Below are 25,171 nucleotides of genomic sequence, written 5' to 3' on the forward strand. Positions count from 1 at the left end.
GGCGCAACGCCGTGGAAATCGGCATTCACCATTGTCTGGAACAGGAGGAGAGGCACCGCCACCGACACCGCGAAATCGGATATCCCCTCGCCGCTCGCCGGCTTCAGGTAGCCGGTCAACCCGGCGAGATAGCCGAGCGCGACAACGCTGAAAACGAACAGGACAGTTTCGGTAAGCGGCGACATCTTTCAGGGATAGGCGAGCCGTGCGCGCGGCGCAATCGCGCCCCAATTCGATCATGCCCGAATTCGATCATGCCTGAATTTGATCATCGTCGGCTGGCAGGGTTATAGAGGGTTTGGGTTCATCGGGCGGGACACGACCGGCAAATGGCATTTGTCGAAATCTCGAAACGCGGCTTTTTCCGGCACGCAGGGCTGGCGGCCTTTGCCGCCATTCTGCTTTGCCTTGCGGCGACGGCGCTCGGGGGCGCCGAAACGAAAAGCCTGAAGGGCGTGGCGCTCATCATCGGCCAGTCTCGATATGAGCACATCGCCGCCCTGCCCAATCCGGCAAATGACGCCCGCGACATGGCCAAGATGCTGACTGACCTCGGCTTCGATGCCCGCAACGTCACCGACCGCGACGCCACGAAGCTAAAGCGTGACCTCGAACGGTTCGCCGAGGATGCCGAAGGCGCCGATGTCGCCTTCCTCTACTATTCCGGTCACGGCATCGAGGCCGGCGGCGAGAATTACCTCGTCCCGGTCGATGCCGACATATCGTCGCTGAAGGACGCCGACGCAGCCCTGGTGCCGATCTCCGCCGTCATGGACGAGTTGAAGAAGACCGTGCCGGTGACCATCGTGTTGCTCGATGCCTGCCGCACCAATCCGTTTCCGCTTGACGCCGTGGTGCGGCGCGCGCCAACCGCATCCGCCTCGCCCATAGGCGCGGGAGGGCTGGAATCGGTGCGCGGCGCCAAGGCTCTCGGCAATGCCCCGGCGACCGACGACAGCCTCGGCACGGTAATCGGTTTCGCCGCCGAACCGGGCCGCCCGGCGCTGGACGGTGCCGCCGGCGAGAACAGCCCCTATGCGGCCGCGCTGCTGCGCCATCTCGCGGCGATGAAAGGCACGGAATTCGGTTCGGTCATGCGCATGGTAACCGAAGAGGTCTATCTCGATACCAAGGCCAGGCAACGTCCTTGGGTCAATGAAAGCCTGCGCCGTCTGCTCTATTTCGGCGTGGCGCCGCCGGAGCCAACCGGGGATGACGGGCTGATCACCGGCGAAAGGCGGCAGCTGCTGTTGACCATTTCCGACCTGCCGGACGCCAAGCGGGCACAGGTGGAGCTGGCCTCCCTGCAGGAGAGCGTGCCGCTGGACACGCTCTATGGCGTGCTGAGGGCGCTCGGAACCGAAAACATCCCGGAAGATCCGACAGACCTGCAGAAGGTGCTCAACGCCCAGGCCGAGCGCTTGAAGAAAATGGTGGCGGAACGCAATGCGCTGAGTACCAACGATCCGGAGATCACCCGTCTCGTCGCCTCGGCCGACAAGGCCATCAGCCAAGGGGCCATGGTGACGGCGCGCAAATTCCTCGACGACGCGGTCGGCAGGGTGGAGCGCAACAGCGATGCGGTCGACCAGGCCGAGGAACTGGTCAAGCAGAAGCGCATTGCCGACGCCGCCATCTATGCCAAACGCGGTGACGCCTCGGCATTGATCTTCGACTACAAATCCGCCGCCAACGACTACGCCAAGGCGTTCTCGCTGGTCGAGAAATGGGACGAGAAGCTGCGCTGGAACTACAAGAACCAGGAAGCCGAGGCGCTCAACGCTTATGGCTACGCCAGCGGCGATCTCGGTGCATTGCAGCAAGCGATCGAAGCCTACGGCGTCATCTTGAACTTCATCCCCAACGGTGAACAGAACCGCGACTGGGCGATCACCCGCAACAACATGGCGGTGGTGCTGCAAACCATTGGCGAGCGCGAGACCGAAACCGCGCATCTCGAAGAGGCGGGACAGATCTTTCGCGATTCGCTTGTCGTCTTCGAGCGCGAGAAAGACGATCGCAACTGGGCCGCAGCGCAGAACAACCTCGGCAATGTCTTGTTGAAGATCGGTCAGCGCGAGAGCGACCCCAGGCACCTGAATGAGGCGGTGGCGGCGATGCGCGCCACGCTCGACAAGCGTCCGCGCGACAAGGTGCCGCTGGACTGGGCGTCTTCGCAGAACAATCTCGGCCTTGCGCTCTATGCGCTCGGCGAGCGCGACCCCGCCGGAGAGCACCTGAAGCAGGCCGAAGCCGCTTACCGGCTGGCGCTCGAAGAATACACGCGCGCCAAAACTCCGGTGGAATGGGCGATGGTCGAGAACAATCTCGGCAACACGCTGGTGACACTTGGCATCCAGCTCAACGACAAGGCCAGGATCGACGAGGCCGCCGACGCGTTCCGCGCTGCGCTGGAGGTGCGAACCCGCGACACCTTTCCGGTGTCCTGGGCGACCAGCCGCCTCAACCTCGGCAACGCGCTGAGCGGCGGCGCCCGCTTCGATATGGGCACGAGCGCCCTCGACGAGGCCGCCGTGGCCTATGATGATGCGCTGACGGTGTTTACCCGGCAGCGCTTCCCCTTGGATTGGGCCTCGGCGCAGAACAATCTCGGCTCGATCTACCAGACGCTTGGCCAGCGCACCCGTGACGGGGCCAAGCTCGAGCAGTCGGCAGCTGCCTTCCAGGCAGCCCGGCAGGTCTATGTCAGGCGGAAATTCCCGCAGGATTGGGCCATGAGCTACTACAATCTCGGCAACACACTGCAATTGCTGGGCGGCGTTGCGGGCAAGCCCGAGCACTACAGCGAGGCCGAAGACGCCTACCGCAATGCGCTGCGCGAATACAAGCGCGAGACAAATCCGCGGCAATGGGCGCTGACCCAGGCTGGCCTGGGCTCGACGTTGCACTGGCTGAGCATGAGCAATGGCGATCTCAGCGCCTTGCAGGATTCGATCGCCGCACGCAGGGCGGCACTCGAAGTGCTGACAATGGAAGCGGCCCCCGTCGACTGGGCCAATGCACAGAACGGCATCGGGATGAGCCTGCTCAATCTCGGCACCATGGAACGGACCGACAAATATCTTGGCGAAGCCGAGGCGGCTTTCACGGCGACGCTGAAGGTCTTCACGCGCGCAAGCCAACCCTTGCAGTGGGCGTTCGAACAGAACAATCTGGGCGACATCCACTGGAACCGCGCCAGCTATGGCGGCGGCAAGCCGGAATATCTCAAGGCCATCGAGTTCTTCGAGAACGCCAAGCAGGGCTTTACCGAAGCCGGCTACACCATTCCCATCCCGCTTACCGACCAGAAAATCGATCTCGTGAGGCAGCAACTGGCGAAGAAGTGAGGCGCCAGCCGGCGGCGCCTTGTCTTTCGGCTGGCTTTGCCATCCCCTATATGTCCTGTCACCGGATCCCATTGCCGGGACCCGAATAAGGATAGCCGATGATTCGATTTGTGCTGGCGCTGCTTCTGCTCGCCATCCCCGCCGCCGCCCAGGCGACGGATGCCGGCTGGGCTCTGCTGCGTGACGGCGGCCATGTCGTGCTGCTTCGCCATGCCATGGTCACCGGCACCACCGACCCGGCCAATTTCAACATCGACAGCTGTCCCACCCAGGTCAACCTGTCGGCGCGCGGCAAGCAGCAGGCCAGCAAGATCGGCGCTTTGTTCGCGGCTCGCGCCGCTCCCATCGAGCGCTTGCTGTCCAGCCGCTATTGCCGCTGTCTTGAGACCGCGCGCATCGCCTTCGAGACCGAGCCTGAGCCCTTTGCACCGCTCGACCTCCTGAAGGGCGATGACACCCAGAAGGCGGAACAAATCGCCGCGATCATGAAGGAGATCCGCGATTATTCGGGCTCCGACAACCTGGTCATGGTCACCCATCTTGAGAACATCGTGGCGCTGACCGGCATTTCGCCGCGCGAAGGCGAGGCCGTGGTCGTCGAACCGCAAGGCGACACCCTGCGCGTGCTCGGTCGCGTCACATTTTGAGGAGCGATCGGATGCCATGGGCGGCGGCCGACTCGAAGTCACGGGCGGAACTCGCCGGCCGACCCCTCATCCATTCTTGTGTTTCAGAAGGTGTCTCCCCATCCGCATGCGGCGCGACAGGCCTTTTCCTGTCGGGAAAAACCGATTAGACAGCGCCCAGCACATGCGGACAGATTCCACCCGCAACCGAAGGAAAAGCCCTTGTCCACCACGTTCGACAAAGTCGCCAAGATCATTGCCGATACCAGCGAGATCGATATCGACACCATCACCCCCGAGAGCCACACGATCGACGATCTCGGCATCGACAGCCTCGATTTCCTCGACATCGTGTTCGCCATCGACAAGGAATTCGGCATCAAGGTGCCGCTGGAAAAGTGGACCCAGGAAGTCAATGACGGCAAGGCTTCGACCGACGACTATTTCGTCATGAAGAACCTGTGCGCCAAGATCGACGCGCTGGTGGCCGCCAAGAACGCCTGAGGCCAGTTAAGCGCGCGGCCTTGACGCGCTCTGCCGCCTGACCCACAAAGCCGCCCATGAGCAGCCCTCGCGACGTCGTCATTACAGGTATCGGCCTTGTCTCCTCACTGGGAGAAGGCCCCGACGCCCATTGGCAAAAGCTTATCCAGCCGGGCGCGACGCCTGTGCTGGAAACAGCGCGGTTCGCCCCCTACACCGTCCATCCGCTGCCCGAGATCGACTGGAACCTGCAGATCCCCAAGCGCGGCGACCAGCGCCAGATGGAAACATGGCAGAGGCTCGGCACCTATGCGGCCGGCTTGGCCCTGGACGACGCCGGCATCAAGGGCAATGACCAGCTCTGCGCGAGCATGGACATGGTTGTCGCCGCCGGCGGAGGCGAGCGCGACGAGGCGGTCGATGCCGCCATCCTGGCTGCTTCGGAAAACCGCAACGACCGCGACGTGCTGCTCAACGAGAAGCTGACCACCGAATTGCGGCCAACGCTGTTCCTGGCCCAGCTTTCCAATCTGCTCGCCGGCAACATCTCCATCGTCCACAAGGTCACGGGCTCGTCCAGGACATTCATGGGCGAGGAAGGCGCGGGCGTCGCGGCCGTCGAGACGGCCGCCGCGCGCATCCGCTCCGGCCAATCGACGCACATATTGGTCGGCGGCGCGTTCCAGACCGAACATTCCGACATGCTGCTTGGCTATGAATTGGCCGGCTACCTGCATCGCGGCCCGTGGAAACCCGTCTGGCAAAGACAGGGTGCCGAGGGCGGCGGCGTTGTGACAGGCTCCGGCGGCGCCTTTCTCGTGCTCGAGCAACGTGAACAGGCGATGAGCCGGGGCCGCAAGATCTACGCCGAGCTTGGGCCAATCGTTTCCGGCCGCGCCAGGCGCCAGCGGGGCGAACTCGATGCCGGCATCGCCGCCCTGCTCAAGCAGGCCGCCTTGCCGGACGGCAGGCTGCTTGCCCTGTCGGGTGCATCGGGCGCCCATGCGGCGACCACGGCCGAGAAGACGGCGCTCGACGCCAACCCGTTGATAGCCGTGCGCGGCTTCTCGACGCTGACCGGCCATTTGAAGGAAGCACAGTTTCCGTTTGCCGTGGCGCTCGCGGCTCTCGCCGTCGAACGCAAGGCCGCATACCCTGTTTTTGATGCCGGAGCCGAGAAGCCTTTCGAAGGCATTCCGGAAACCGTCCTTGCAACGGCCATCGGCTATCACCAATTCGAGGGCATGGCGCTGGTCAACGCCGCTTAGGGCGACCAGTCTTGATGCCGCAACGATAAACGGTCGAGGGCTCCTTAATGGCCAATCTGAACGATCACATGGGAAGGCCCGTCGTCGCTGTCACCGGCATCGGTGTCGTGACATCACTTGGCGTCGGCAAGACCGACAATTGGGCGGCCTTGACCTCCGGCAAGTCAGGCATCCACCCGATCACACGCTTTCCGATCGATCAGCTGAACACCCGCATCTCCGGCATGGTCGATTTCCTGCCGTCGAGTTCCAGAGGCGCCAGCGCCCTCACCTACGAGCTGGCCGAGCTTGCCGGTCTCGAAGCAGTCGCCGAAGCCGGCCTTGATTCCAGCGATTTCGGCGGACCGCTCTTCCTCGCCTCGCCGCCGGTCGAGCTCGACTGGAGCGAGCGCTTCTCGCTCTACAATTCAGACAAGGACGGGGATGACAGTGCGGCCGAGCGAATGCTCCGGGTCGCCCGCGGCTTGAAAGAGCTTGACATGTTCGAGACCACCCAATTCGGGGCGATCGCCGACAGGCTTGCCGATCGCCTTGGCACACGCGGCCTGCCGATCACACTGTCGACGGCTTGCGCCTCGGGCGCCACCGCGATCCAGCTCGGCGTCGAGGCGATCCGGCGCGGCGAATGCGACCGCGCACTGTCGATCGGCGCCGACGGCTCGGCGACGGCCGAGGCCCTGATCCGGTTCTCGTTGCTGTCAGCGCTTTCCACCCACAACGACATTCCCGAAAAGGCATCGAAGCCTTTCTCCAAGGATCGCGACGGCTTTGTGCTCGCCGAAGGATCAGGGGCGCTGGTGCTGGAATCGCTTGAAGCGGCATTGGCTCGCGGCGCGACGATCCTCGGCATCCTGGGCGGTTGCGGCGAAAAGGCCGACGACTTCCACCGAACCCGCTCGAAGCCGGACGCTTCGCCGGCCATTGCCGCCGTCCGCGCCGCCCTCGCCGACGCCGGGCTGGGTGAAGACGAGATCGATTATGTCAACGCTCATGGCACGTCGACACCGGAGAACGACAAGATGGAGCATCTGGCGCTGTCGACCGTGTTCGGCGATCGTATCGGCTCGATGCCGGTATCCTCGAACAAGTCGATGATCGGCCACACGCTGTCGGCGGCCGGCGCGGTCGAGGCGGCGTTTTCGCTGATGACCATGCGCGAAAGCGTCATTCCCCCGACCATCAACTACGACAATCCGGATCCGGCCATCGTGCTCGACGTGGTGCCGAACAAGAAGCGCAACGCCGAGGTTCGCAGCGTTCTGTCGAACTCGTTCGGCTTTGGCGGCCAGAACACTTGCCTTGTCATGGCGCGGGAACCGGTCTAAGCGAGCGCTTTCCGCTCAACAGAACCGACAGGCTCCATGCGCGCACTGCAACTCATCGAGGATCGCCGCCTTGAAACGGTGGACCTGCCGCCGCCGCCGCCGCCCGCACTCTGCGAGGTCACGCTGCGCATAAAGGCGGTGGCCCTGAACCACATCGACGTCTGGGGCTGGCGCGGCATGGCTTTCGCCAAGCGCAAGCTGCCGCTGGTCGTCGGCGCGGAAGCCTCCGGCGAAGTCGAGGCGGTCGGACCAGGGGTCTCGGGCCTCCTGCCCGGGCAGTTGGTGTCGATCTATGGCGCACGCACCTGTGGCCTTTGCCGCGCATGCCGCGAAGGCCGCGACAATCTGTGCGAACATGTTTCCGGTGTCCACGGCTTCCACCTCGACGGCTTCGCGCAGGAGAAGATCAACCTGCCGGCACGCCTGCTGGTCCCCGCGCCGCCCGGCGTGACCGACATCGGCGCGGCAGTAGCGCCCGTCACCTTCGGCACGGTCGAGCACATGCTGTTCGATAATGCCAAGCTGCAGCCCGGCGAGACCATCCTTGTCCATGCGGGCGGATCGGGCATTGGCTCGGCTGCCATCCAGCTGGCGAAGCGGATGGGCTGCACGATCATCACCACGGTCGGCTCCAACGACAAGATCGACAAGGCCAAGGCGCTCGGTGCCGACCATGTCATCAACTATCGCGACGACCGCTTCGAGGGCGTCGTGCGCAAGCTGACCAGGAAGAAGGGCGTCGATGTCGTGTTCGAACATGTCGGCGCCGACACGTTTCCCGGGTCGATGCTGTGCCTGAAACGCGGCGGCCGCCTGGTGACCTGCGGTTCGACCTCGGGCGTGTCGACGCAGATCAACCTGATGCAGCTCTTCCAGCAGCAATTGAAGCTGCTCGGCTCCTTCGGCTGCCGCATGGAGAACATGGCCAACGCCATGCAGAAAATGGCTGCGGGACAGGTCGCGCCTGTCATCGACACCGAAGTCGGCTTCGACGATATCGATGCCGCGCTGAAGCGCATGGAAGGCCGCGACGTCTTCGGCAAGATCATCCTCCGGGTCGGCTAGAGCTTGACCTCGGTGTCGAAGAAATTCCGCCGGGATCTCCGGTTTCGCTATGGCAGACATCTGCGCCACCTGAACTACTGGCTGGTGGCGCGCGTGGCAATGCTGATCATTTCACTGTTGCGCCTGTTGCCGGCCGACAGCGCCCTCAATTTCGCCGACCGCGTCGCGCGCCGTGTTGGCCCCTGGGTGGGCCGCCATCAGGTCGCCGTGGACAATCTGCGCAAGGCCTATCCGGAAAAGAGCGAAAGCGAGATCCAGGCCATCGCCTCTGACATGTGGGGCAACATGGCCCGCCTCGCCGCCGAATACGTCTTTCTCGACGCCCTGTTCGACTATGACCCCGCGGCCATCAAGCCCGGCCGGGTCGAGGTCAAGGGGGAAGAGCACTTCTTCGAGATCGCCAGCGAACAAAGGCCGCATATCGTCTTCACAGGCCATCTCGGCAATTTCGAGCTGTTGCCGGTGGCGGCGGCGACCTTCGGCATGAACATCACGGCCCTGTTTCGTCCGCCGAACAACCCCTACCTTGCCGACTACATTCTTTCGACGCGCCGCTCGACCATGGGATCATTGCTGCCATCGATGGCCGGCGCCTCATTCGCCTTGGCTGGCGTGCTGGAGAATGGCGGCAACATCGGCATCCTCGTCGACCAGAAATTCACCAACGGACTGGACACGACATTCTTCGGCCGTCCCTGCCAGAGCAACCGCGTGCTGGGAACCCTTGCCCGTCACTACGAGTGCGATGTCTACCCGGCGCGCTGCATCAGGCTGCCGGGCAACCGTTTCCGCCTGGAGATCGAGGACAAGCTGACCCTGCCGCGCACCGCCAACGGCAGTGTCGACGTTCCAGCCACCACGCAGCTTCTCAACGACGTGGTTGAGCGCTGGGTGCGCGAAGACCCCGGCCAATGGATGTGGTTCCACAAGAGATGGGAGATCAGCCGCTGGCGGCCGAATAACCGTCGACAGGCAAAAGCGCCAGTAGCTGTCGACTGAGTGGCGGCCTGGTGGGTCAGCCTGCCAGCCTGAAATCCATCAGCGTGGTAATGCAGACATTCGTAGCGTTACCGGTCAGGAAATCTTAAAGGCCCTCGGTGCATATCCGGACGGTGATCGTGGCTGGATGGGGGCCTGTTGCATGACAGATATCGAGATGCCGCGCCCGGAAAGAATTGGCCTCGAGGATCGATCGTCTGGCCGTCTCGGCCGGGCCTTGTCGCATATTCGTCAGCGGGGTTTGCTGGAGCCGGTCAGGCTCGTCCGCCGGCACGGACTGGGCGCGAGCCTCGGCTTCGTCCGTCGCAACGTCCGTCATATCCTCGCCGACCATCTGGCTCGCAAATGGGACCGCCGGTACGGCGTCGATACGGCCGGATCGATCCAGCTCGACGCCCTCGATGTCGTCGGCCCGCATCGCGGCAAGGGCAACGAAGCCGTCTGCACGTCGCCGAGGACCTTCGACTTCATCATGCGGTCGCTGCCCCGGGATCTCCGGGACTATGCATTCATCGACATCGGTTCCGGCAAATCGCGAACCCTGCTATTGGCATCGCTCTATCCGTTTTCGACCATCATTGGCGTGGAGTTCGCAAGAGAGCTCGTGGAAATCGCCAGAGACAACATAAGGCACTTCTCCGACCCCTCGCAAAAATGCCGGTCACTCAGCGTCGTCGAGGGGGATGCGGCGGCTTATGAGTTTCCCGAAGCGCCCCTGGTGGTCTATTTCTACAATCCCTTTTCAAAGGACGTTTTCGACATCGTGCTCAAGAACCTTGTCTCGTCGCTTGAACAGCAGCCACGCGACTGCTTCGTCATCTATGGCAGCTCAAGCCACCGGGCCATCGATTGGGCAAGGCCGGCGATCCGCTCGACCGGCATGTTCACCGAATTGCCGGTGCCGCCCATGCCTCGCTTCCTGGATGCGGTTCGAACCATCGACTACGCGGTCTTTCGGATTCAGGCCGCTTCGCGGCGCTGACCCGCTTCCTGTCGCACGAAACGCGCGACGGTTCGCGCGGCAAATGGCGTGCCGGCGGTGAAGCGCATGAGGGGGCCGAAACTGCCTACCGCGCTCGCGCCGACGAAATGCAGGCCCGGAACGCTGGATTCGAGCCCTGCAGACAGGATCGGCAAACCCTCCCGGCGGCCAATCGCGGCAAGCATATCGCGCCCGAACAGCCCGAGCCTCTCGATATCGATCTTGTAGCCGGTCCCCAGCAGGACGTGATCGTAGGTTGCGACACCCTTTTCGAACCGCAACTCGATGCCGTCGTCCTTGGCCGACGCACCGGTGATCGTGCGGCCGGCATTGACCTTTATTCCCTCGAAACCAGGCCTCAGCCAGCCTGTGGCGCCCGCGCCAAGGCTTCGCCTATTGAGCCCGGCCCTCGCCGCCTCCGGAAAATGGTGCACGAAGCCTGGAACCTCGCAGAGCCAGGACAGCGGGAACGGCCCGACCCGAGACGGGGACGCAAGACGCTCCGATGCGAAGTCGCGCAAACTCCAGCCCTGCTTTCCTGACAGGGCCCGATGGCCAAGCCAATGGATGTCGCCACGGCAGACAAGTTCGACCTCCGCCCCGCAGCGATTGAGAAAAACGGCGGATTCGCAGGCGCTCTGCCCTCGCCCTATGACCGCGACGCGCTTGCCGCGAAACGCCTCGAAGCCCGAGTGCTCGCTGGCATGGCTGACCAGTGCGCCGGGCAATCCCTTGAAGACTTCGGGGATCATTTGCTGGTTCATCAGGCCGGTGGCGACGACCACCCGCCGCGCATGGACGCTGTCGCCGTCGGCCAGCGCGAGACGAAACCCGCCATTCGCCTTTTCGACGCTGCGTACCGCGCGGGTATCCAGATCGGGAACCGTACGCGCCTGGATCCATAGTCCGTAGTCGACGAAATTCTCCAGCAGCAACGGTTGGCGCGGCGAGATCCCAAGGCCTTCCGCATAGGCATCGAGCGAAAGCGGACCTTCCGTCTGGCCGATATAGGTGGCATGCCAGGGCGAGCGCAGCCTCATGCCTCTCGGCATGTGGTCGCGCCAAAACGACATCGCGCCGCCGAAGGTGAGGGTTTCGATCCCCGATGCCTTGAGGGCGGCCGCGACTGCCAGCCCGAACGGGCCGGCACCGATCACAGCCACCTCGGAACCGTTTCTGTGCATGGAAGCGCTCATGTCATTGATCTCGCGGGTAAAACCTCTGGACGATGTCTCGACCTAAAACGTCCCCGGGTTAAGAATGCGGAAAAGATCCTCGTCGTTCTGTCGCGACCGAAGGATCAACCGCCGCTGTCGGTTAATTATCCTTCACCGGATACGAAGGATCCGCCTCGTCAACACCCTCCATGCGGTCAACGGCATGTCGATCAAACCTGGAAGCGGGTCGCTGGCCGAGAATGTCGCCCATGCCCGCACCGAGGCGAACGAGCTGAGATAGGCACGCTTGGCCAGCCGTCCACGCGTGATCAAGGTGCCGGCCGCCACCATGTCGCGAACCAAATACATCCAGGATGTGTCAGGGCGCGCCGAAACCGTCTGGACCGTGCGGCCGGACTTGATCGCCCAAAGCATGGCGCCGAGATCGACGCCGGCGGCCGCGGCAAGCCCGAACCAGCTCCAGGGCCGTGGGTTGACGTCGAGTATCTTCATCGATCCGTCGCGCGGATCGCGCTTGAATTCGATCTCCACCAGACCGTGATGCGCGATCGAACCAAGCAGCCGGCGCGCGATGTCGATCAATCGCGGTTCATCGACGACCTCGACGAACGTGCTGGTGTAGCCGAAGTCGACCGGATATTGCCGGGTGCGGCGGGCGGTGAATTCCGCTACCGGCGCCCCCCGGTTCCAGAGCGCAGCGTAGGAGAACTGGCTTTCCCCGCCACCCGGTATCATTTCCTGGACGACGACATTCTCGACGCCGATTTCGTCCGCCGCCGATCGGTAGGCCGCCAGGAACGAAGCCCGGTCGTTGGCCAGAATGGCTTTTTCCCGCGCCAGGCGGCTGCCGCCGCCCATATTCGGCTTGAGGACGACGGGAAAGCGGATCTCGGCCGCCACTGCCTGGTCGAGCGACGCGAATTCGTAGGTCAGCGGAAACGCGACCTCCAGTTCGCGAGCGCGGCGATAGAGAAGCGGTTTCTCACAAACCCATTTCAGTTGTTCCCAGGGCAGCGACAGCACGTCGAACACTGCCGACAATTGATCGATGGATTGCGACACCAGCTTGACTTCGGGGTCGCCGCCAGGGATCAGCAGGAACCCTCCCAGACCCTCGGTCGCGGCCAGCTTGAGCAGGAACGCGACAGCGCCGCCGTGCTCGGGCCCGGACCACGTCACCGTTTTGTGCGCATAACGCGAGAACCGGGGCAAGGGCGTATCGGCGCTCACCAGCCAGACAGGCACCTTCTGGCGGCCAAGGCTCCTCGCCAGCGCCAGCGTCCCGTGCGCCCCGCCAAGGATCACCACTCCGGGTGGCCGGCCGGAAAGGCGATCGTTTGTCTTGAGCTGGGAAGGCATCTTTCAATTCCGGCAATCGATGCGCGGCGGCGAGGCTGCAGGTGTGCCGGATCGACTGGCCCGCAAAGCGCAAGAAGGCATCCAGTGTGACAAAGCTCGCCAGCCGCGGCCGCTACCGGCCGAAAGTCTCACACCAATGCTTTCAACATGGTAATGAAAGTCGGCATCCCCCACAGAATGCCGTCGGTCGGCCCGATTGCAAAAAACCAACAGCGGCTCTGTCGGGCGTCGTGAAGACGCAGAGATCGTTCACCCCATCGACACAGGACCGCGACGAAGCGATAGCCGCTAGTTCGTCACGGTGATCCGCGTGTTGCCGAAGCCCACTTCACGCACCATGGCATAGAAGGCCGCGGCATTGGCGGTGTGCAGCCGCACGCAGCCATGCGAGGCCGGCCTGCCGAGTTGCCTGACCGCGCCGGTGCCATGGATGGCGTAGCCGCCATGGAAGAACACGGAATAGGGCATCGGCGACATGTGGTATTTGCGCGAATACCACATACGGGCCGTGCGCTGCGGCCGATAGGTGCCGCGCGGCGTGAAATAGCCAGGACGCGCAGTGGACACACTCCAGCGGTAGACGGAGAAGCCATATCTGACTGTCATCGTCTGCGACGACACGTCTATATTTGCAACGAGGCTGGCTGCCCAACCCTGCCCCGAAGTACCGAACAGCATCGTGACAAACACGATGGCCATGAGAATTGTCTTCTTCATGCGATCAAACCCCTTTGATTGCCCTTGCCTGCCCTCATGCTGTTTTTCATTTTTTTGCCGGCAAGAAAACCGGGTAGCACACAGTCCTTGACCAATTCGCCAATCCAAAGCAGCAAATTTGAACGATTTCGCGCCATAGTTGCCGCAACGACACGTCGTATCGCCAGGTCCGATCGCTCTTGCAAAACGATGCCGATCGCTGCTCAACTCTCCCGTATGAATGAACGCCTCCTTAAAGCCATCGATCTCAGGCGCGACGAGGTCGTCGAGCTGACGGCCGACCTGATCCGCTTTCCGACCATCAATCCGCCCGGAGACGCCTACCGGCCATGCGCGGAATATATCGGCGCGCGGCTAAGGAAGCGCGGCTTCGAAACCGAGTTCATCCGCGCCGAAGGCACGCCTGGCGACACCGACCGCTACCCGCGTGTTAATGTCGTTGCCCGTTTCGATGGCCGGTCGCCCGGTGCCTGCGTCCACTTCAATTCGCATATCGACGTCGTCGAAGCCGGCGAAGGATGGAGCGTCGATCCCTTTGCCGGCATTGTGAAGGACGGCAAGGTGCATGGGCGCGGCGCCTGCGACATGAAGGGCGGACTGGCCGCCTCGATCATCGCAGCCGAGGCCTTCATGGAAGTCTTTCCGGACTTTCCCGGCGCCATCGAAATATCAGGCACGGTCGATGAGGAATCCGGAGGCTTCGGCGGCGTCGCCCACCTTGCCCGTCTCGGCTATTTCTCCAAGCCCCGGGTCGACCACGTCATCATCCCCGAACCGCTGAACAAGGACCGCATCTGCCTTGGACATCGCGGCGTCTGGTGGGCGGAGATCGAGACCAAGGGCGAGATCGCACACGGCTCGATGCCCTTTCTCGGCGACAATGCGGTGCGCCATATGGGTGCGGTGCTGCAGGCCTTCGAGGCAGAGCTGTTCCCGGCGCTCGACCGCAAGATGACCCGCATGCCGGTCGTGCCCGAAGGGGCAAGACGCTCGACCATGAACATCAACTCGATCCATGGTGGCCAGACCGAGGATTTCCGGCCCGGCCTGCCCTCGCCCAACGTCCCCGATTCATGCCGGCTGACCATCGACCGCCGCTTCCTGCTCGAGGAGGATCTCGACACGGTGAAGAGCGAGGTGACCGCAATCCTCGACCGGCTGAAACGCGAGCGCAAGAAGTTCGACTACGAGATCCGCGACATCATGGAAGTGCTGCCGCTGATGACCGAGCGCGACGCGCCGGTTGTGAAGGCGGTGGCGCAAGGCATCATGGCAATATTCGATCGTGAGCCGGAATACGTCATTTCGCCCGGCACCTACGACCAGAAGCATATTGCCCGCATCGGCCACCTCTATGACTGCATCGCCTATGGCCCGGGCATTCTCGACCTCGCCCACCGGCCGGACGAATGGGTCGGGATCTCGGATATGATCGAATCGGCCAAGGTGATGGCGATCGGATTGAACGTGTTGCTGCGGGGCACTGCCACCGGTTGATCCCAAGGGCGGCCGATCACTCGTTCGGCCGATGCGGAAAAACATTTCCCCCATGGTCGTCGCGGAGCACGAAACGTAATTTACTCCTCGGCGAAATAACGCTTCTATCCGAACGCCTCAAGCCTATGGGAGTTGCGCGATGAGAGTGTGGAAAACCATCCTGGCCGCCGCGGTGTTGTCGCTTGCCACAGGTGCGGCGGCGTTCGCCGCGCGCACCGACCTCGTCATAGGAATTCCGCTCGAACCGCCGCACCTCGATCCGACCGCCGGCGCGGCCGCAGCCATCGATGAGGTTCTTTACGCCAATGTGTTCGAGGGCCTGACCCGCATCGGCCCGAACGGTGAGGTGCTGCCGGACCTGGCCGAAAGCTGGACCATCTCCGATGACGGCAAAGCCTATACTTTCAGGCTGCACAAGGGTGTGAAGTTCCACGACGGAACCGATTTCGACGCCAGTGACGTGAAATTCTCGCTGGACCGCGCCCGCGCCGACAATTCGGTCAATGCGCAAAAAGGCCTGTTCGCGGCCATTGACAAGGTCGATGTGGTCGATCCCGCGACCGTGAAGGTCACGCTCCGGAATGCGCAGGGCTCCTTCCTGTACAACATGGCATGGGGCGACGCGGTGATGGTGGCGCCCGAGACAGCCGACACCAACAAGGAAAAGCCGATCGGCACCGGTCCCTTCAAGTTCCAGGCCTGGGCCAAGGGGTCGTCGATCACGCTGGTGAAATCCGATGATTACTGGGGCACTCCGGCCTTTCTCGACAAGGCCGAGTTTCGCATCGTGCCCGATGCCGCCGCCGCCGTGCCGGCGCTGCTGTCGGGCGACATCCAGGCCTTCCCTTTCTTCGACCCCGACAGTGTCGCTCAGGTCAAGGACGATCCGCGCTTCAAGGTGGTGATCGGCTCGACCGAAGGTGAAACCATCCTGTCGATCAACAACAAGAAGCCGCCTTTCGACAAGCTGCAGGTGAGGCAGGCGATCTCCTACGCGCTTGACCGCAAGGCGATCATCGATGGCGCCTCGGCCGGCCTCGGCCTGCCGATCGGCTCGCACATGTCGCCGGCCAGCAAGGACTATGTCGACCTGACCGGCCGCTACCCGCATGACGTGGCCAAGGCCAGGCAGCTTCTGAAGGAGGCGGGCCTGGCAAACGGCTTCAAGGCGACGCTGAAACTGCCCCCGCCATCCTATGCGAGGCTCGGCGGTGAGATCATCGCCTCGCAACTGCGCGACGTCGGCATCGCTCTGGAAATCATCCCGGTCGAATGGGCGCAATGGCTGGACCAGGTGTTCACCAAGAAGGATTACGACCTGACCATCGTTTCGCACACCGAGCCCAACGACATCGATATCTATTCGCGCAAGGATTATTACTTCAACTACGACAATCCGGCCTTCGACAAGGTCATCGCTGACCTGAACCTCACCTCCGACGAAGCCAAGCGCAAGGAATTGCTGGGACAAGCGCAAAAAATCCTCGCCGACGACGCCGTGGTCGGCTTCCTCTACGAACTGCCCAAGGTCGGCGTCTGGGACGCCAAACTGCAAGGCCTGTGGGAAAACGCGCCGATCCAGGCCAATGATTTGACCAAGGTGAAGTGGAGCGAGTGAGGGTGTTGGCCAATAGGCGGCGTTTGCGCTCTGTCGCGCCCCTTGAGGGGGAGATGTCGGGCAGGACAGAGGGGGGCACCGTAAAACGATATCGTCACCTGTTGTCTGCCTCGGGCAGCACATCGTCCCCTAACCTCCCATGACCGCCTACCTCCTCAAGCGCCTGGCCACCGCCATCGCCACGCTGGTCCTCGCCTCGATGGTGGTGTTCGCGGTGCTCGAGGTCCTCCCCGGTGATCCGGCGCGGCTGATGCTGGGCATGAACGCCGGCGCCGACCAGGTGGAGCTCTTGCGCGACCAGATGGGCCTGAACGCGCCGCTGCCCTGGCGCTACCTGCACTGGGCCGGCGGGCTGCTCAGCCTCGATTTCGGCCGCTCCTACACCTATTCGGTGCCGGTCCTCGATCTGGTGCGCGAGCGGCTTGCCGTATCGCTGCCCTTGGCGCTGATCGCCCTTGCGCTCTCCACCATCATCGCCATTCCCGTCGGCCTGTTTTCCGCCGGCCGGCGCGGACAGGCCGGCGACACGCTGGCGATGGGCGTCGCCCAGCTTGGCGTCGCCATTCCCAATTTCTGGTTCGCGCTGATGCTGATCTATGTGTTCGCGGTCTGGCTACGGCTCGTCCCGGCAGGCGGCTTCCCGGGCTGGAGCGCCGGCGTCTGGCCGGCGCTGAAATCACTGCTGCTGCCGGCGGTGGCGCTCGCCTTGCCGCAGGCGGCGATCCTGGCGCGTGTCACCCGCTCGGCGCTGGTCGAAGTGCTGAACGAGGATTATATCCGCACGGCCCGCGCAAAGGGCCTGCCCTACCGCGCCGTTTTGTGGCGGCACGCATTGCGCAACGCCATGATCCCGGTCCTGACCATCCTTGGCCTGCAATTCGCCTTCCTGCTTGCCGGCACGATCATCATCGAGAATGTCTTCTACCTGCCCGGCCTCGGCAGGCTGGTGTTTCAGGCCATCACCCAGCGCGACCTGATCGTCGTCGAAAGCGTTGTCATGCTACTGGTCGCCGCGGTCATTGCCGTCAATCTCATCGTCGACCTTTCCTATGCGATCGTCGACCCGCGCCTGAGAAGCCGGCAGTGACGCTGCATATGGACATCTCCGAGGAGACGCTCGGCGGCATTCTTGCCAAGGCTTTCCGCAACAGCGCCTTCGTCGCCGGTTTCGCCATCACCATGCTGATCCTGGCGATGGCGATCGTCTCCTATTTCTGGACGCCCTACGACGTCACCAAACTGGTCATAGCGGACAAGACGCAGGCACCCTCGCTGGCGCATTGGTTCGGCACCGACCATTTCGGCCGCGACATCCTGTCGATGACCATGGTCGGCGCCCGAAATTCGATCGCCGTGGCGCTCGTCGCGGTCGGCATCGGCATGGGCATCGGCGTGCCGCTCGGCGCGTTTGCGGCCGCGCGCGGCGGCCTCGTCGACGAGGCGCTGATGCGCATCAATGATCTCGTCTTCGCCTTCCCCGCGCTTCTGTCGGCCATCATGATCACCGCCACCTTCGGGCCGGGCGCCGTGAACGCCATCATCGCCATCGGCATCTTCAACATTCCCGTCTTTGCCCGCGTTGCCCGCGCCGGTGCGCTGGCGATCTGGCCACGCGAGTTCATCCTGGCCGCCCGCGCCGCCGGCAAGAACAGCACACAGATCACCGTCGAGCACGTGCTTCCCAACATCGCCACGCTGCTCCTGGTGCAGGGCACAATCCAGTTCGCGCTGGCCATCCTGGCCGAGGCCGGACTGTCCTACCTGGGCCTGGGCGCACAGCCGCCGATGCCGAGTTGGGGGCGCATGCTGTTCGACGCCCAGACCCGCATGGTGGTGGCGCCATGGATGGCAATCTTTCCGGGCATGGCGATCGTGATCACCGTGCTGGGACTCAATCTTTTGGGCGACGGCATCGCCGACATCCTCGACCCGAAATCGCGGCGGCGCCGATGAGCTTGCTCGAAATCGAGAACCTCTCGCTGACCATCGGCGACACACCGATCCTGAAGGGAATGGAGCTTTCCGTAGCGTCCGGCGAGGTCATGGGACTGGTCGGTGAATCGGGCTCCGGCAAATCGATGACGGCACTGACGCTGATGCGACTTCTGCCCCATGCCGCGCGCGCCACCGGGCGCGTCTCATTCGACGGCATCGATATCCTCGCCGCGAGCGAGGACCAGATGTGCGCGCTGCGCGGCGCCGACATCGGCATGGTGTTTCAGGAGCCGATGACGGCTCTCAATCCGGTCAAGACGATCGGAGAACAGGTCGCCGAGGGCATACGCTGGCATACCAAAGCCACGCGGGCGGATGCGGAAGAGCGGGCGCGAAAGATGCTCGACCGCGTCGGGCTGCCGGAGGCAGAATTCCCGCTGTCGCGTTATCCGCACCAACTGTCGGGCGGCCAGCGCCAGCGCGTCGTCATCGCCATCGCCTGCGCATTGAAGCCGAAACTGCTCATCGCCGACGAGCCGACCACGGCGCTCGACGTGGTGCTGCAGGCGCAGATCCTCGACCTCTTGCGTGATCTCGTCGCGGAGAGCCGCATGGGCCTGCTGCTGATCTCGCACGACCTTGCCGTTGTCACCGAGATGGCCGACCGCATCACCATCGTGCGCCATGGCGAGGTGATGGAAGCCGGCGACACGGCGCGCACGCTCTCCGCACAACTCCACCCCTACACGCGCCAGCTGGCACAGGCCTCGATGCATGTGCCGGAGCGCGCCAGGCCGCATGGCGCGGGCCAAGGCCAGCCGTTGCTTGAGGTCGAGGGCGTGACGCGCGACTATCCCGGCCGTCGCGTCTCGCTGTTCAGCCGCGCGCCCGATATCCGCGCCGTCGATGGTGTTTCCCTGTCGATGGCGCCGGGCCAGTCGGTGGCGCTTGTCGGGCGTTCGGGCTGCGGCAAATCCACGCTTGCCCGCATGATCCTGGCGCTCGACCGGCCGAGTTCGGGCACGATCCGGTTTCGCGGCGAGACCATCACCGGCAGGAGCGAAGCCGAGCTGAAGCCGGCCCGGCGCGACATGCAGGTCGTGTTCCAGGATCCCTACGGCTCCTTCGACCCGCGCCAGAAGGTCGAGAAACTGGTCGCCGAGCCCCTGCACGTGCTGGAAAAGAAGCTGTCGCGCGCCGAACGCCGCGAGATGGTGGCACATGCTCTGCACGAAGTCGGCCTCGACCAGCGCGACCTCGACAAATATCCACACGAGTTCTCAGGCGGCCAGCGCCAGCGCCTGTCGATCGCGCGTGCCATCATCACCCGGCCCAAGCTGGTCGTCGCCGACGAGCCGGTGTCGGCGCTGGACGTTTCGATCCGTGCCCAGATCCTTGATCTGTTCGCCGAACTCAACCGGAAACTCGGCATCGCCTACCTCTTCATCACCCATGACCTGACTGTCGCCCGCGCAATTTCGGACGAGGTGCTGGTCATGCATGACGGCAAGATTGTCGAGCGCGGCAAGACAAGCGAGGTTCTCGATCATCCGCGGTCCGAGGCGGCGCGGGCTCTTGTCGCCGCTGCTCCGGACCTGCGCATCGCAATCGCGCGGCGCCTGCGCGAACAGGGTTGAGCGAGAGCTTCCTGAAGCCGGCTCGCCGCTACTCTTCCCGCTTCACGGCATCGACCGGGCTGATGTCGAGCAGGTCGAGCGTGCGGCGAAGCAGGCGCACCTCGCTGTCGGCCAGCTGCGAATCCGCCTTGGCGATTTCGGCCATATGGAGTGCCAGTTGTTTGCGACGGTCCAGGTCGAGGTCGCGGAACAGTGCGATGGCTTGCGAGCCATTGGTCTCGTAGCCGAACTCGTTGAGATAATCGATGACGGCGTCGATGCTTGTTTCCGGAATGCCAAAGGCATCCCTGCAGATGCGCCGGAAGGCAATCATCTCGCTCTCGCTGACCGAGCCGTCGGCCAGGATCATGCGGAAAAGCATCAGGAGTTCCGCCGACAGGACAGGATCGTCCGCCACCTTGCGCACGCCCGGGTCACCATCGAAGATCGAGCGTATCTGGTCCAGCAGTGCGAACGCCATCTTGGTCCCTTTCCGATTCGCTCATAGGTAGCGCGAAATCGGTCTTGCGCAAACCGGATTGGCGTGATCGAACCCGTCCGATCGTCCCGACGCCCGCCGATCCTCCCGCCACCCGACTGCTCCCATCGATCCGATGTTCGATCTCGCCACCCACACCGTCGTCATGCTCGCCTTCGCCGCCTTTGCCGCGGGCTTTGTCGATTCGATCGCCGGCGGCGGCGGACTGATCACGGTGCCCGCGCTGCTGCTTGCCGGCTTTACGCCGGTCCAGGCGCTCGCGACCAACAAATTGCAAGGCATGTTCGGCTCGGGTTCGGCGACCATCCACTATGCGTCGAGGGGGCATGTCGACCTGCGCCGGCAATTGCCATCGGCACTGCTGGCACTTGTCGGCAGCGCCATTGGCGCCTTGTTGGCGACGGTCGTGCCGGGCGGCATTCTGCGCGCGGTCCTGCCCATCGTGTTGATCGCCATCGCCGTCTACTTCGCGCTCAAGCCCAACATGAACGACATTGATCGTGCCGAACGCCTGTCGCCGTTCCTGTTCGGACTGACCCTGGTGCCGGCCATCGGCTTCTACGACGGTCTGTTCGGTCCGGGAGCCGGCTCCTTCTACATGCTGGCCTTCGTGGCGCTCGCCGGCTATGGCGTGCTGAAGGCGACGGCGCATACGAAATTGCTCAATTTCGCCTCCAACATCGGCGGCTTTATCGTCTTTGCCGCCTTCGGCGTCGTCTACTGGAAGATCGGCCTGATGATGGGCATTGCCCAGTTCCTCGGCGCCCGCGTCGGGGCCAGCCTGGCCATGCGCATCGGCGCACGGCTGATCAAGCCGTTGCTGGTGATCGTCTGCCTGGCGCTTGCCGTGAAGCTGCTGGCCGATCCGGCCAACCCCATGCGCGTCATGATTGGTGTGTGATCACGCCGACTGATAGAATGCCGCTGTTCGAATCATGCCGGAGGAGCCAGCCATGAATCTCAGCGCACCTACCCAAATTGTTTTCATCATTTCCGTTGTCATCGCCATCATCGGCGTTCTCGCCGCCCTTGGCATTCTTGCGTTCATTCCATTGGCCTCGGTCTGGATCGTCACCATCGCTTTCGTCGTGCTGGCCATTGGCTGCCTGATGCGCGGCGCGTAGCAACTCCAATCCGGGGAGACACGGAGCGCCCGGTGAAAAGCCGGGCGCTTTTGATTCGAACACCCAGCGATCCTAACGCGCCAATGCAAAAATCGCATCGCAGTCGAGATGGGTTTCCAGCTCGACCGCGACCTCATCAAGCGCTCGCTCGACCTCGGCGCGGTAGTCGATGCCGCCGCCCTTGATGCCGAGGCTATCGAGGAATTTCCCGCGAAATTCGTCGGCGCCGAACAGGCCGTGCAGATAGGTGCCGATCACCTTCCCATCGGCGGAGATCGCGCCGTCCTCGATGCCGTTGATGGTTGCCGACGGCCTTACGGTGTCCGGGCCCGTGGTGCGGCCGAGGTGGATCTCGTAGCCCTCCAGCGGCAGGTCGAACGGCACGGATCGCGCACTGATATTCCGCACGGTCTTTTCCGGCTCCATCACCGTCTCGACGTCGAGCAGGCCGAGCCCTTCGGCCTCGGTGACGCTGCCCTCGATGCCGTGGGGATCGCGCACCACACGGCCAAGCATCTGGTAGCCGCCGCAAATGCCGACCACATGGCCACCGCGCTTGCGGTGCGCGGCGATATCCCGGTCCCAGCCATTCTCGCGAAATTTCAGGAGATCGCCGATCGTCGACTTGGAGCCGGGAATGACCACCAGGCCGGCATCCGCCGGCAGCGGCTTTCCTGGGGGCACGAAGACGACCTCGACCTGTGGCTCGGCCTTGAGCGGGTCGAGATCGTCGAAATTGGCGATACGGCCAAGCATCGGCACGGCCACCTTCAGCGCGCGTGCCTCACCGGACGCCAGCCGCTCCAACACCACCGAATCCTCGGAGGGCAGCCGTGCCGCCGCCTTCAGCCATGGCACGACGCCAAAGCAGCGCCAGCCGGTGAATGTCTCGATCGCCTTCAGGCCGTCATCGAACAGCGAGACATCGCCACGGAACTTGTTGATGAGGTAGCCGACGATCATGCGCCGGTCCTCTTCCGGCAGGATCAGATGGGTGCCGGCTATCGAGGCGATGACGCCGCCGCGATCGATGTCGCCGACCAGCACCACCGGCACGTCGGCACGGGTGGCAAAGCCCATATTGGCAATGTCGCGGCTGCGCAGGTTGATTTCGGCCGGCGAGCCGGCGCCCTCGACAATGACGAGGTCGGCGCCCTCGCCGACCTTCGCCCAGGAGTCGAGCACCGCATCCATCAGCCGACCCTTCAGGGCCTGGTAGTCGCGCGCCCGTGCCTCGCCGAACACCTTGCCCTGGACGATGACCTGGGCGCCGATATCCGTCTGCGGCTTCAGCAGCACCGGGTTCATGTGCACGGACGGCGCGACGCCACAGGCGATCGCCTGCAGCCATTGCGCGCGGCCGATCTCGCCACCGGCCTTGTTGTCACCTGGTATGTTGGCGACGGCGGCATTGTTCGACATGTTCTGCGGCTTGAACGGACGCACCTTCAGCCCGCGGTTCCTGGCGGCCCGGCACAGCCCCGCCACCAGCACCGTCTTGCCGACGTCCGAACCCGTGCCTTGCAGCATGATCGCCCTGGCCATCAGCGCCGGCCCTGCAAAGCGGTTCCGGTGATCGTGGATTTCTGCGCCAGCGGCCCGCCGCGCCAGATATAGAGCGCCAGGAGTGGCTCCTCCCCGGTCCGCATGGCGTGATTGACATTGGACGCATGGTGCACGACCTCGCCGGCATCCCGCCGGCGAAAGCCGCCCTCGCCCATCCGCCACTCGGTGCCGCCGGTCAGCGGAATATAGATTTCCTCGGCGACGTGGTGGTGGTCGGGATAAACGATATCGGGCCCAAGGATCAGCAGGCCTGCCGCAACCTCGGCATTGGCGAAATGGCCGCGCGTGCCCAGCACCTCCAGCCAACCATAATTGTCGATGAAGCTCTTGCCGAAATCCGCTTCCGTATAGGTCTGCCCCCAATGCAATTCGTTGCGCCGCTGCGCCACCCACTGCAACAGCGGCTTTGCATCGGGCGGCGCCAACGCGGCCGCACGATCGAGATGGCGAAGGCAGGCGAGTGGATGCGGCCCAAGCGCGCGGGGCGGCATCTCCCAGCCGATGCGCGCCACGGCGTCGCGCACCAAGGCGTCATCCACGGAGGCGAGACAGGCGCGGAACCGGCCCAGCAGTTCGTCAAATCTTGTCGTCACATCTCGCTCCGGGCATGCACTGGCGCACAGCCGCTCCGCGGTGGGTCGGGTTGCGCGACGCCATCATTGGTCTAGATTGCTACGCGCGCAAAGCCAAAAACAACAGGCCAGCACGCCAACCCAAGGAGCACGCCATGGACGCCGCGGTCGATGCGAGCACCAGCCAGTTCGAACTCAACGAGGAACAGCGGGCCATCCAGGAGATGGCGCGAGCCTTCGCCGCCGACCGCGTCGCACCGAACGCCCTCGACTGGGACCGCGACAAGCATTTTCCCGCCGACGTCATCCGGGAAACCGGGCCGCTGGGGCTCGGCGGCATCTATGTCAGGGACGATGTCGGCGGCTCCGCCCTCGGACGGCTCGATGCCGTGCTGATCTTCGAGGCGCTGTCGCACGCCGACCCGGCCTTTTCGTCCTTCATCTCGATCCACAACATGGTGGCCTCGATGATCGACCGCTTCGGCAATGACGAGCAGCGCCAGCGCTTCCTGCCGAAGCTGGCATCGATGGAGTGGCTGGCCAGCTATTGCCTGACCGAACCCGGCTCCGGCTCCGACGCAGCCGCCCTGAAGACGCGCGCGGTGAAGAGCGGCGGCGACTACATCCTCAACGGCACCAAGCAGTTCATTTCCGGCGCCGGCGACAGCGACGTCTATGCCGTCATGGTGCGCACCGGCGCGGACGGGCCTAAAGGCATTTCCACCATCGTCGTGCCCAAGGATGCGCCAGGCCTCTCCTTCGGCGCCAACGAGCAGAAGATGGGCTGGCACATGCAGTCGACCCGCCAGGTCATCTTCGAGGATTGCAAGGTGCCGGCGGAAAACCTGTTGTCGGGCGAAGGTGCCGGCTTCGGCATCGCCATGGCCGGGCTCGACGGCGGCAGGCTGAACATTGCCGCCTGCTCGCTGGGCGGCGCGCAATCGGCACTCGACAAGGCGCTGGCCTACACTGGCGAGCGCAAGGCCTTCGGTTCCAGGATCAGCCAGTTCCAGGCGCTGCAGTTCAGGCTGGCCGACATGGAGACCGAACTGCAGGCGGCGCGCATCTTCCTCTATGCCGCCGCCGCGAAACTCGACCACAAGGCGCCCGATGCCGGCAAATGGTCGGCGATGGCCAAGCGCTTTGTCACCGACACCGGCTTCACCGTCGCCAATGACGCGCTGCAGTTGCTCGGCGGCTACGGGTACCTGCATGATTACGGCATCGAGAAACTGGTGCGTGACCTAAGGGTGCATCAGATCCTCGAAGGCACCAACGAGATCATGCGCGTCATCATCGCGCGGGCGCTTATCGGCCGCTGAAGCCAACAACTTCCGGGAGTGAAACAATGACCACGATCGCCTTTATCGGCCTCGGCAATATGGGCAATCC

Annotated in this window: 23 protein-coding genes; 16 read left to right on the plus strand and 7 right to left on the minus strand. The window is 63.8% G+C overall.

Annotated elements, in window-relative coordinates; genetic code table 11:
- Window positions 1-185 (minus strand): AEC family transporter (locus WC739_RS14845; RefSeq protein ID WP_372953789.1); only part of this gene is annotated, 185 nt, incomplete at its 3' end.
- 144 nt (window positions 186-329) lie between these two features.
- On the opposite strand from WC739_RS14845, the gene WC739_RS14850 reads away from it, so the two are divergent.
- From WC739_RS14850 to WC739_RS14885, 8 genes are all read left to right on the plus strand, one after another.
- The gene (locus tag WC739_RS14850; protein WP_372953790.1) at window positions 330-3,350 is read left to right on the plus strand and encodes a caspase family protein; all 3,021 of its coding nucleotides are present in this window, start codon (window positions 330-332) and stop codon (window positions 3,348-3,350) included.
- 98 nt (window positions 3,351-3,448) lie between these two features.
- Window positions 3,449-3,997 (plus strand): histidine phosphatase family protein, encoded by a 549-nt coding sequence (locus WC739_RS14855; protein ID WP_372953791.1) that lies wholly within the window; start codon window positions 3,449-3,451, stop codon window positions 3,995-3,997.
- Between the two features lie 201 nt (window positions 3,998-4,198).
- The gene (locus tag WC739_RS14860) at window positions 4,199-4,480 is read left to right on the plus strand and encodes an acyl carrier protein (protein ID WP_006335407.1); all 282 of its coding nucleotides are present in this window, start codon (window positions 4,199-4,201) and stop codon (window positions 4,478-4,480) included.
- A 56-nt stretch (window positions 4,481-4,536) separates the two neighbouring features.
- Entirely contained in the window at window positions 4,537-5,727 is a 1,191-nt protein-coding gene (locus tag WC739_RS14865) for a beta-ketoacyl-ACP synthase (RefSeq protein ID WP_372953792.1), read from the plus strand.
- A gap of 47 nt (window positions 5,728-5,774) precedes the next feature.
- Entirely contained in the window at window positions 5,775-7,052 is a 1,278-nt protein-coding gene (locus WC739_RS14870; RefSeq protein WP_372953793.1) for a beta-ketoacyl-ACP synthase, read from the plus strand.
- A 36-nt stretch (window positions 7,053-7,088) separates the two neighbouring features.
- On the plus strand, window positions 7,089-8,117 hold the full coding sequence (locus tag WC739_RS14875; RefSeq protein ID WP_372953794.1) for a zinc-binding dehydrogenase: 1,029 nt from the start codon (window positions 7,089-7,091) through the stop codon (window positions 8,115-8,117).
- Window positions 8,118-8,120: 3 nt separating this feature from the next.
- Window positions 8,121-9,116, plus strand: coding sequence for a lipid A biosynthesis lauroyl acyltransferase (locus tag WC739_RS14880; protein ID WP_372953795.1), 996 nt, complete (start codon window positions 8,121-8,123; stop codon window positions 9,114-9,116).
- 142 nt (window positions 9,117-9,258) lie between these two features.
- A complete protein-coding gene (locus WC739_RS14885) occupies window positions 9,259-10,098 on the plus strand; it encodes a class I SAM-dependent methyltransferase (protein ID WP_372953796.1) in 840 nt (279 codons plus the stop codon).
- On the opposite strand, the gene WC739_RS14890 is transcribed toward WC739_RS14885, so the two are convergent.
- The 3 genes from WC739_RS14890 to WC739_RS14900 form a co-directional block, all read right to left on the minus strand.
- A complete protein-coding gene (locus tag WC739_RS14890) occupies window positions 10,077-11,294 on the minus strand; it encodes an NAD(P)-binding domain-containing protein (RefSeq protein ID WP_372953797.1) in 1,218 nt (405 codons plus the stop codon). The two genes, WC739_RS14885 and WC739_RS14890, sit on opposite strands and share 22 nt — an antisense overlap.
- Window positions 11,295-11,426: 132 nt before the next feature.
- Window positions 11,427-12,635, minus strand: coding sequence for an ATP-grasp domain-containing protein (locus WC739_RS14895; protein ID WP_372953798.1), 1,209 nt, complete (start codon window positions 12,633-12,635; stop codon window positions 11,427-11,429).
- A 288-nt stretch (window positions 12,636-12,923) separates the two neighbouring features.
- The gene (locus tag WC739_RS14900; RefSeq protein ID WP_372953799.1) at window positions 12,924-13,352 is read right to left on the minus strand and encodes a L,D-transpeptidase; all 429 of its coding nucleotides are present in this window, start codon (window positions 13,350-13,352) and stop codon (window positions 12,924-12,926) included.
- A gap of 216 nt (window positions 13,353-13,568) precedes the next feature.
- Here WC739_RS14900 and WC739_RS14905 point away from each other — a divergent pair, with 216 nt between their 5' ends.
- The 5 genes from WC739_RS14905 (at window position 13,569) to WC739_RS14925 (ending at window position 20,039) form a co-directional block, all read left to right on the plus strand.
- Window positions 13,569-14,849 (plus strand): acetylornithine deacetylase/succinyl-diaminopimelate desuccinylase family protein, encoded by a 1,281-nt coding sequence (locus WC739_RS14905; protein ID WP_372953800.1) that lies wholly within the window; start codon window positions 13,569-13,571, stop codon window positions 14,847-14,849.
- 139 nt (window positions 14,850-14,988) lie between these two features.
- Window positions 14,989-16,467 carry an ABC transporter substrate-binding protein gene (locus tag WC739_RS14910; RefSeq protein ID WP_372953801.1) on the plus strand — a complete coding sequence of 493 codons (1,479 nt, stop codon included), beginning with the start codon at window positions 14,989-14,991 and terminating at the stop codon, window positions 16,465-16,467.
- A 139-nt stretch (window positions 16,468-16,606) separates the two neighbouring features.
- Window positions 16,607-17,554, plus strand: a complete 948-nt coding sequence (locus tag WC739_RS14915; RefSeq protein ID WP_372953802.1) for an ABC transporter permease — start codon at window positions 16,607-16,609, stop codon at window positions 17,552-17,554.
- Complete coding sequence (locus WC739_RS14920) at window positions 17,551-18,420, plus strand: ABC transporter permease (RefSeq protein WP_372953803.1); 870 nt, start codon at window positions 17,551-17,553, stop codon at window positions 18,418-18,420. The genes WC739_RS14915 and WC739_RS14920 overlap by 4 nt, the downstream gene beginning before the upstream one ends.
- A complete protein-coding gene (locus WC739_RS14925; RefSeq protein ID WP_372953804.1) occupies window positions 18,417-20,039 on the plus strand; it encodes an ABC transporter ATP-binding protein in 1,623 nt (540 codons plus the stop codon). Before WC739_RS14920 ends, WC739_RS14925 begins: the two co-directional genes overlap by 4 nt.
- 28 nt (window positions 20,040-20,067) lie before the next feature.
- Here WC739_RS14925 and WC739_RS14930 read toward each other — a convergent pair whose 3' ends face one another.
- Complete coding sequence (locus WC739_RS14930) at window positions 20,068-20,499, minus strand: TerB family tellurite resistance protein (RefSeq protein WP_372953805.1); 432 nt, start codon at window positions 20,497-20,499, stop codon at window positions 20,068-20,070.
- Between the two features lie 133 nt (window positions 20,500-20,632).
- On the opposite strand from WC739_RS14930, the gene WC739_RS14935 reads away from it, so the two are divergent.
- Together WC739_RS14935 and WC739_RS14940 are read left to right on the plus strand one after the other, a co-directional pair.
- On the plus strand, window positions 20,633-21,418 hold the full coding sequence (locus WC739_RS14935) for a TSUP family transporter (protein WP_372953806.1): 786 nt from the start codon (window positions 20,633-20,635) through the stop codon (window positions 21,416-21,418).
- A gap of 52 nt (window positions 21,419-21,470) precedes the next feature.
- Window positions 21,471-21,641 (plus strand): hypothetical protein, encoded by a 171-nt coding sequence (locus tag WC739_RS14940; RefSeq protein ID WP_372953807.1) that lies wholly within the window; start codon window positions 21,471-21,473, stop codon window positions 21,639-21,641.
- 72 nt (window positions 21,642-21,713) lie between these two features.
- On the opposite strand, the gene WC739_RS14945 is transcribed toward WC739_RS14940, so the two are convergent.
- The gene (locus WC739_RS14945) at window positions 21,714-23,186 is read right to left on the minus strand and encodes a cobyric acid synthase (protein WP_372953808.1); all 1,473 of its coding nucleotides are present in this window, start codon (window positions 23,184-23,186) and stop codon (window positions 21,714-21,716) included.
- Window positions 23,186-23,800 carry a dimethylsulfonioproprionate lyase family protein gene (locus WC739_RS14950; protein WP_372953809.1) on the minus strand — a complete coding sequence of 205 codons (615 nt, stop codon included), beginning with the start codon at window positions 23,798-23,800 and terminating at the stop codon, window positions 23,186-23,188. The genes WC739_RS14945 and WC739_RS14950 overlap by 1 nt, the downstream gene beginning before the upstream one ends.
- A gap of 134 nt (window positions 23,801-23,934) precedes the next feature.
- Between WC739_RS14950 and WC739_RS14955 the strand changes: the two genes are divergently transcribed.
- Window positions 23,935-25,101, plus strand: a complete 1,167-nt coding sequence (locus tag WC739_RS14955; protein WP_372953810.1) for an isobutyryl-CoA dehydrogenase — start codon at window positions 23,935-23,937, stop codon at window positions 25,099-25,101.
- Window positions 25,102-25,171: the final 70 nt, after the last annotated feature.

Origin of the sequence: Mesorhizobium sp., assembly GCF_041661565.1 — a bacterium.
Classification (GTDB): domain Bacteria; phylum Pseudomonadota; class Alphaproteobacteria; order Rhizobiales; family Rhizobiaceae; genus Mesorhizobium.